Genomic DNA, 7,741 nt, shown 5'->3' on the forward strand with positions numbered 1-7,741 from the left:
GGCGCAGGCCGCAGAGCGCCAGCTGCAGCACCATCGCCCCCGCGGCCAGCCGGAGGGTGGGCGCGAGCCGGCGCGGCCAGACCAGGTAGGCGAGGTAGAGCTGGGGGACCAGCAGCAGGAAGTAGAGGTGGCCGCCGCCACCCAGCAGCCAGCCGCCCACCTCCCCGCGGCCGATGTCCCCGGTGAGCCAGAGCCCGACGGCGAGGTAGATCGGCGCCCAGACCAGGAAGGGGAGGAGGGTGCGGCGCAGCCGCCGGCGGAGGAAGCCGCCGGGCCGCTCGGGGGGGCCGTCGCGCAGCCCCAGGAGCAGCCCGGAGAGCACCACGAAGGCGGGCACGCAGAAGCGGGAGGCGAGGTCGACCCACGCCCAGGTCCGAAGGTCGGCGCCGCTGTCCTGGAGTGGCCAGTGGCAGGTGTGCACCACCACCACCGCCACCGCGGCGAGGGCGCGGAGCGCGTCGGCCCCCTCGAGCCGGAGATGCGCCGGCGGTGCGCCGGACTCCTCTCCGGATGCCGTTGTCCCAGGTTTCTTGATAGTGAGCAAGTAGGGAATACTACACAGGCGGGTGGCGAGCAGCCATCCGGGTGATCCCGCGAAGATCCCGGAGACGGACCCTGATCCTGGAGTGTGGCGGCGCCGGCACCGCCGGCGGTCGTCCCCGCTTCAGGATGCGAGCGGGGGGTCGATCTCCACGCCGGCCCTCTCCGTCGAGAAGCCGATGTGGCCGGCGAGGAGCGCGGCCTCGGGGAGCGGGCCGGTGTACTCCCAGGCGACGTCGCGTCCGGCCTCGCCGGCGCCGCGCACGGAGAGGTGGGCGGCGGTGCCCATGTAGGCGGAGACGGTCCGGGTGTCGCTGGGCTCGAGCAGCCCGGTGTCGACGTCCTCCCGGGGCAGGTAGGCGCGCGGGGGAACGCCGGTCTCGAAGACCAGCAGCGGCCGGGACGACTCCGCGAGCAGCCGCCCCTCCAGGGCGACCCGCACCCGGCGCCGGCTGGGGCGCACGTCGACGCGGTGATAGGGGTCGCGGAGATGGCCGATCACCTCCTCGTCCTCCTCGTACCAGTGGTCGAGGCGGTCCCAGTACACGGCGGCGTGGCCGGAGATCGGCGGGCAGCCGGGCAGCGGCGCGGGATAGCTCCAGACCGCGTTCTCGACGGTGCGGCCGGGCAGCCGGATCGAGCGGTAGGAGGCGACGCCCTTGAACGGGCAGGTGGTGTGGTGGTCGGTGGCGACCAGCAGGTCGGCGCGGAGGTCCGGCTCCGGGACGTAGAGGACGGGGAGCAGGCCGGTCTCGTGGAGGAGCATGCCGGCCTCGGTGTCGAGCAGGGTCTCCCCGCCGATCTCGCCCCGGATCCGGCGGCGGTGGGGCTCCCAGTAGAGGGCGTGCCCCGGGTGGGCGCCGAGATCCAGGTTGGCGACGCCGGCGGGCCTGCCGCTCAGCGGTCCCCCGCCCCGGGTCAGCGACATGCCCAGCCCTCCAGCGCGGGCCGGCTACCGCCTGCGGTTCCTCCCGCCCTCGAGGAGCGAGCGCCAGCCCCGGACGTTGATGTTCACACCATAGCGGCGGGCCGCCGCCCGGATGCGGCGCCAGGCGGCGTCGCGCTCCGCGTCGGTCACGTCCTTGACCTGGTCGAAGCGGGCGACGGCATTGCGGACGTGGGTGGCGTCGGTGAGCGGCTCCTTGCGCTGCCTGGGGAAGGCGAAGCTCTCGCGGTCGAGGCGGTTGCGCTGCCGGGTGGGCAGCGGGTGGCTGCTGGTCGACATCGACAGTACCTCGTAAAGTGGTATCGACACTCTCAATACTAGCCCACCGTGCTCGATCCCGCAGACGGCCGGCGGCCGGAACCGTTCATGATCGTGGTCGCGACTGTTCACTATGGAGAACGGCATGGCCCCCCCGCGCATCGCCGGATTCCGGCTCGGCATCTACGTGTTCAAGGACGCGGAGATCGTCGATTTCGCCGCACCCCACGGCGTCTTCTCGGTGGCCCGGCGCTTCGACCCCGAGCTCGACGCGTTCCTCATCGCCGACGCGATGCGCCCGGTGCAGGCGCAGGCGGGGTTCACCGTCCTGCCCAACTACAGCTTCGACGACCGCCCGGCGATGGACGCCTTCCTCATCCCCGGCGGTTTCGGCACCCGCCAGGAGCTCCACAACCGGCGGCTCCACGAGTTCGTCGCCTCGCTGCCGGAGAGCACGCTGCTGACCAGCGTCTGCACCGGGTCCTGGATCTACGGGCTGATGGGTCTGCTCGACGGGCTCCCCGCCACCAACCGCAAGGAGCCGGACCGGGTCGAGGCCGGAGGCGCCGGCATGGTCCCGCTCGACCGCCTGGCGAAGCTCGCGCCCGCCTGCCGGATCAGCCGTGCCCGGGTGGTCGACGCCGGCCGGATCATCACCGCCGGGGGGATCACCTCGGGGATGGAGATGGGCTTCCACCTGCTCCGCCGTGCCGGCTGGGATGAGCCGCTGATCGCCGAGGTGGCCCGGGTGATGGAGTACTCGGCCGCCTACGACCTCTACCGCGACGACGTCGAGACGGCGGTGCCCGCCCGGGCGTAACCGGCGGCGGCCGATCTGCGACCATCGCGCGCCATGGCACCCCCGCTGCGCGGCGTTCTCGTCCTCGCCCTCGAGCAGGCGGTCTCGGGCCCGCTGGCCAGCCGGCTGCTGCTCGACCAGGGGGCGACGGTGGTGAAGGTGGAGCGCCCCGGCGCCGGCGACTTCGCCCGCCACTACGAGCACCACTCCGCCGGGGTGAGCAGCTACTTCGCCTGGCTGAACCACGGCAAGCAGTCGGTCGCCCTCGACCTCAAGACACCGCACGGGCGCGACATCGCCCACGCCCTCGCCGCCGAGGCCGACGTGGTGGTTCAGAACTACGCGCCGGGAGCGGCGGCGCGGCTGGGGCTGGGGCCGCGGCAGCTGCGGCGGCGGCGGCCGGAGCTGGTCTACGGGTCGATCAGCGGCTACGGCGAGCGCGGCCCGTACACCGAGCGCAAGGCCTACGACCTGCTGGTGCAGGCCGAGGCGGGGGTGATCGCCGTCACCGGCGAGCCGGGCCGCCTGGCCAAGGCGGGGGTCTCGCTCTGCGACATCGCCTCCGGCACCGCGCTGGCGACCGGCATCCTCGGCGCGCTGGTGGCGCGCGGCGCCGGGCGGGGCGGGGCGACCCTGTCGGTGTCGATGTTCGAGGCCACCCTCGACTGGACCGCTCCCACCCTCGGGCTCTACCTGTCCACCGGGGTCGAGCCGGCGCCGGTCGGCCTCCACCACCTCCATGCCGCCCCCTACGGCCCCTTCCCCTGCGGCGACGGCGGCCTGCTCGTCCTCTGCGCCCAGCACGACCGGGAGTGGCGCGACCTCTGCCTGCGCGCCTTCGACCGTCCCGACCTCGCCGCCGACGAGCGCTTCCTCACCACCGAGGGGCGGATGCGCCACCGCGCCGAGCTCCACGCCGCCATCGAGGCGGTGCTGGCCACCGACGGCGTGGAGAGCTGGGAGCGGCGGGTGGCCGGCGCCGGCCTGGCCTGCGCCCGGCTGCGCAGCGTGGCCGAGGTGGCCGACCATCCGGTGGTGCGCGAGCGCGGCCTCCTCCAGGAGGTGCACACCGAGCAGGGCACTGCGCGGATGCCGGTGCAGCCGATCCGGAGCAGCGCCGCCAGCCTCGGCGGCGGTCCCCGCATCCCGTCGGTCGGTGAGCACACCGACCGCTGGCTGCGCCGGCTCGGCTACACCGCGGCCGAGCGCCGCGACCTCTACCGCACCGGCGCCGCCGCCGCACCCGCCGCCGTCGAGCGGCGATGAGCGACTCCGGGGTGGCGGCGCCGCCGCCCTCGGGGGTGGACCAGCCGGCCGGGGGCCGCCGCACCCTCGGCAACGCGGTGCTGCTGCTGGTCACCCGCACGATCAGCCGGGTGGTGGTGCTGGTCACGGTGATCGTGGCCCAGCGCCTCGGCAGGGCCGGCTACGGCGAGTTCCAGACCGCGATCGTCTTCAGCTCGCTGAGCAGCATCGTCGCCGACCTCGGGCTGCAGGTGGTCTTCACCCGCGAGGCGGCGCGGCACCGAGAGCGGCTCGGCGACCTGCTCGCGGTCACCCTCGGCGCCCGCATCCCCCTGGCCGCGGCGAGCGGGGTGGTGCTCGCCGGCAGCGTCGCCCTGCTGGCGCCGTCGCTGCTGCCGCTGGTGCCCTCGGTCTACCTGCTGCTGCTGGTGATGTCGTTCTCCACGGTGCTGCGCTCGTGCTTCTACGCCACCCAGGAGATGCGCTGGGAGGTCATCGCCATCGCCGGCGAGACCGTGATCCTGCTCGGCGTCACCCTGCTCGCCGCCGCCAACCACGCCCCGGTGCACGTCTACATCGACGCCTACACCGCCTCCTACGGCTTCACCCTGGTGCTCGGCGCGGTGGTGGTGTCCCGCCGCTACGCGCCGCTGCGACTGGCCTGGCGTCCCGACGAGGTGCGCCGGCTGCTCCGCAGCGGCCTGCCCTTCGCCCTCGCCTTCGCGCTCAGCACCCTCTACTTCCGCGTCGACCTGGTGATCCTCCAGGCGCTGCGGGATTTCCGGCAGGCGGGCGACTACGCCGCCGCCAACAAGTTCCTCGACGGCCTCGGCTTCGTGCCCCAGGCGGTGATGAGCGCGGTCTATCCGGCGATCAGCATCGCCTTCACCGACGGCGCCGCGGCGGTGCGCCTCCTCTACCTGCGCGTCTACCGGCTGCTGGCGCTGGTGGGGATGCCCGCCTCGGTGCTCTGCGTGACCCTGGCCCCGGCGATCGTCGCCGACACCCACACCCTGCACACCGCCGTCCCCAGCCTGCGCGTCCTCGGCGGCACCGCCTTCTTCCTCTTCGTGGTCAACTCCTTCGTCTTCACGATGGGGGCGATGGACCGGCAGCTGAGCTTCGCCGCCCTCGCCGGCGCCAGTGTTGTCGTCAACGTCGTCCTGAACCTGGTGCTCATCCCGCTCTTCCCGTACCAGCAGGGGCCGGTGGCCTGCGCCTGGGCGACGGTGATCACCGAGGCGGTGCTCTTCGTCGCCGGCCTGCTGGTGCTCTCCCACCACCTCGGCGGTCTGCCCTGGGTGCGGCCCCTGGTGCCGGTGGTGGTGAGCGGGGCGGCGATGGCGGCGGTGGCCTGGCCGCTGCGCGACGCCGCCCAGCCGGTCGCGGTGGGCGTGCCCCTCGCCGTGTACTGCGCCGCGGTGATGCTCACCGGCGCACTCCGCCCCGGCGAGCTCCGCCCCGTGGTGGCCGCGGTGCGGGGACGCCTCGGCCGCTAGCCGCTCAGGAGCCGCGGGCCACCGCCATCGCCAGCACCGCCACCAGGGCGAGGACCGTCTCCACGGTGGTGGCGGCGACCAGCCGCCGCCGGGTGCGCCACCAGACCGGGTCGACCCGCCCCAGCTCACGGATCCCCAGGTTGCTGCGCTCGGGGTCGAGGGCGACGGCGTCCTCGAGGGCGCTGAACCGCCCGGCGAGCGGCGCCAGGGCGGTGAGCCCGAGCACCACCAGCAGCACCGCACAGAGCGCGCCGGTGCCGATCGCCATGCCCCAGCGGGTCGCCAGGGCGGGGCCGAGGCCGCCGTCGAGCCGGTGCTGGAGCACCGCCTGCACCACCCCGGTGACGATCACCGTGGTCGCCGCCGCCGTCTCCCAGGGCGCGATGCGCCGGGCCAGGGCGCGCATCACCGGGGCGCGGACGGTGCCCGGGCAGCGGTCGACGGCGGGGAACACGACCAGGGCGAGGACCAGGGTGGCGCCGACCCAGGCGATGCCCGACGTGTAGTGGAGGAAGCGGACGGCGGTCAGCATCGGCGGGGATCCTAGCGGGGACGCAGGGCGGCCTCGGCGGCACTACCCTGGCCGTCCATGCGCCGCACCGTCGCGAGCATCCGGCTCGCGCTGCCCCCGCAGCGCGCCTTCGACGCCTGCCTGCGGCTGCTCACCGACCCCGACCCGAGGCGGGGGATGCTGGCCCGGCGCTGCGACCCCGACCCCCCGGTCGAGGGCTCGACCATCCTCACCACGGTGCGCGGCCGCGACGGCGGCGAGCGCGAGCTGCGTGGCTCGGTGGTCACCCTCGACCCTCCCCGCGAGGTGGCCACCGCCAGCGAGGACGACGGCCCGGCGGTGCGCACCGCGCTCCGCTGCGAGCCCGACGGCGGCGGCACCCGGGTGACCCTGACCAGCGAGGTGACCGGCGCCCTGGTCGCCGGAGCCAGGGCCGGGGGGCTGCTCGACGGCCTGCTCTTCGGCCGCAGCCAGCGGCGCGCGGCGCGGGCGACGCTGCGGCGGCTGCGAGAGCTCGCCGAGCCCCGCTGACGCTACCCTGCGGGGGGTCCACGACCCCCCGTCCAGTCCCGGACAGCGCCAGGCGCTTCCCCCGCCGCCCCCCGGCGGCGCCGTTCCCCCGCTCGGCATACAGGAGGCAGGTCCTCGGTGAAGCTCCTCGAGTACCAGGCGAAGCAGCAGTTCGCCAAGGCCGGCATCGCCACCCCCGCCGGCCGCCTGGCGCGGACCGGCGAGGAGGCCGAGGCCGCCGCACGCGCGCTGGGCCGGGTGGCGGTGAAGGCCCAGGTGCCGGTGGGCGGCCGGGGCAAGGCGGGCGGCATCGCCGTCGTCGACACCCCCGAACAGGCGCGCGCCGAGGCCGAGCGCATTCTCGCCATGGACATCAAGGGCTACCCGGTCCGGAGCGTCTGGTGCGAGACCGGGCTGGATGTCGCCCACGAGCTCTACTGCGGGGTCACCCTCGACCGCGACCGCCGCCGGATGGTGCTGATGCTCTCCGGCGCCGGCGGCATGGAGATCGAGCAGGTCGCCGAGACCCGGCCCGAGATGATCGCCAAGCTCTGGCCCGACCCCTTCCGCGGCCCCCAGGCGTACGAGATCCGCCAGCTCGCCTTCACCGCGCTGCGCGCCGCGCCCGCGCTCGCCGATCGCGCCGGCAAGCTCGCCGCGGCGCTGGTGCCGCTGGTGCAGACCCTGTACCGGCTGGCGGTCTCGCTCGACGCCGTCACCTGCGAGATCAACCCGCTGGTGATCACCGCGGCCGGCGATCTGGTGGCCGCCGACGGCAAGCTGGAGGTCGACGAGAACGCGGAGTTCCGGCATCGCGACCTCGCCGAGGAGCTGGCGATCGACGCCCTCGGCGACGACGGCGCCAGCGGCGACGACCCCTACGAGGTCGAGGCCAAGCGCCGCGGTCTCACCTACGTGCACCTCGACGGCCACGTCGGCTGCATCGGCAACGGCGCCGGGCTGGTGATGAACACCCTCGACCTGGTGAAGGCGGCGGGCGGCGAGCCCGCGAACTTCCTCGACATCGGCGGCGGCGCCCGTGCCGACGTGGTGCGCAACGCCCTCGACATGGTGCTCAGCGACCCCCAGGTGCGGGGGGTGTTCATCAACATCTTCGGCGGCATCACCCGCGGCGACGAGGTGGCGCGCGGGATCATCCAGGCGCGCGACGAGCTCCGCATCACCAAGCCGCTGGTGGTCCGCATGACCGGCACCCGCGAGCAGGAGGGCCGGGAGCTGCTCCGGGAGGCGGGCATCGTTCCCGGCGTGAGCGCGGTCGACGCCGCCCGGCAGATCGTCGAGCTCACCAGGGAGGGCTGAGGCGTGTCCATCCTCATCGACCGCTCCACCCGCGTCCTCGTCCAGGGCATCACCGGCCGCGAGGGCAGCTTCCACACCGAGCAGATGCAGGCGTACGGCACCAACGTGGTCGC

Annotated in this window: 10 protein-coding genes; 6 read left to right on the forward strand and 4 right to left on the reverse strand. The window is 74.5% G+C overall.

Features of this window, described 5'->3' with window-relative positions; genetic code table 11:
• The 3 genes from VGL20_16670 to VGL20_16680 all read right to left on the reverse strand — a co-directional run.
• The coding region (locus VGL20_16670; GenBank protein ID HEY2705317.1) for an acyltransferase family protein at positions 1-544 on the reverse strand (544 nt) is incomplete at its 3' end.
• A 120-nt stretch (positions 545-664) separates the two neighbouring features.
• On the reverse strand, positions 665-1,468 hold the full coding sequence (locus VGL20_16675; GenBank protein ID HEY2705318.1) for a DUF427 domain-containing protein: 804 nt from the start codon (positions 1,466-1,468) through the stop codon (positions 665-667).
• Positions 1,469-1,492: 24 nt separating this feature from the next.
• A complete protein-coding gene (locus VGL20_16680) occupies positions 1,493-1,765 on the reverse strand; it encodes a DUF6582 domain-containing protein (protein ID HEY2705319.1) in 273 nt (90 codons plus the stop codon).
• A gap of 124 nt (positions 1,766-1,889) precedes the next feature.
• Here VGL20_16680 and VGL20_16685 point away from each other — a divergent pair, with 124 nt between their 5' ends.
• Genes VGL20_16685 through VGL20_16695 form a run of 3 tightly spaced genes read left to right on the forward strand, consistent with a single transcriptional unit; the run spans position 1,890 to position 5,287 of the window.
• The gene (locus VGL20_16685; protein HEY2705320.1) at positions 1,890-2,564 is read left to right on the forward strand and encodes a DJ-1/PfpI family protein; all 675 of its coding nucleotides are present in this window, start codon (positions 1,890-1,892) and stop codon (positions 2,562-2,564) included.
• A gap of 33 nt (positions 2,565-2,597) precedes the next feature.
• A complete protein-coding gene (locus VGL20_16690) occupies positions 2,598-3,809 on the forward strand; it encodes a CaiB/BaiF CoA-transferase family protein (GenBank protein ID HEY2705321.1) in 1,212 nt (403 codons plus the stop codon).
• Positions 3,806-5,287: an oligosaccharide flippase family protein gene (locus VGL20_16695; protein ID HEY2705322.1), complete on the forward strand. Its 1,482-nt coding sequence runs from the start codon at positions 3,806-3,808 to the stop codon at positions 5,285-5,287. Before VGL20_16690 ends, VGL20_16695 begins: the two co-directional genes overlap by 4 nt.
• A gap of 4 nt (positions 5,288-5,291) precedes the next feature.
• Here VGL20_16695 and VGL20_16700 read toward each other — a convergent pair whose 3' ends face one another.
• Positions 5,292-5,819, reverse strand: a complete 528-nt coding sequence (locus tag VGL20_16700; protein HEY2705323.1) for a hypothetical protein — start codon at positions 5,817-5,819, stop codon at positions 5,292-5,294.
• 57 nt (positions 5,820-5,876) lie between these two features.
• On the opposite strand from VGL20_16700, the gene VGL20_16705 reads away from it, so the two are divergent.
• From VGL20_16705 to VGL20_16715, 3 genes are all read left to right on the forward strand, one after another.
• Positions 5,877-6,329, forward strand: a complete 453-nt coding sequence (locus VGL20_16705) for an SRPBCC domain-containing protein (protein ID HEY2705324.1) — start codon at positions 5,877-5,879, stop codon at positions 6,327-6,329.
• A gap of 117 nt (positions 6,330-6,446) precedes the next feature.
• Positions 6,447-7,628, forward strand: a complete 1,182-nt coding sequence (sucC, locus tag VGL20_16710; GenBank protein ID HEY2705325.1) for an ADP-forming succinate--CoA ligase subunit beta — start codon at positions 6,447-6,449, stop codon at positions 7,626-7,628.
• Positions 7,629-7,631: 3 nt separating this feature from the next.
• Positions 7,632-7,741 (forward strand): succinate--CoA ligase subunit alpha (locus tag VGL20_16715; protein ID HEY2705326.1); only part of this gene is annotated, 110 nt, incomplete at its 3' end.

Source organism: Candidatus Dormiibacterota bacterium (genome assembly GCA_036495095.1).
Classification (GTDB): domain Bacteria; phylum Chloroflexota; class Dormibacteria; order Aeolococcales; family Aeolococcaceae; genus CF-96.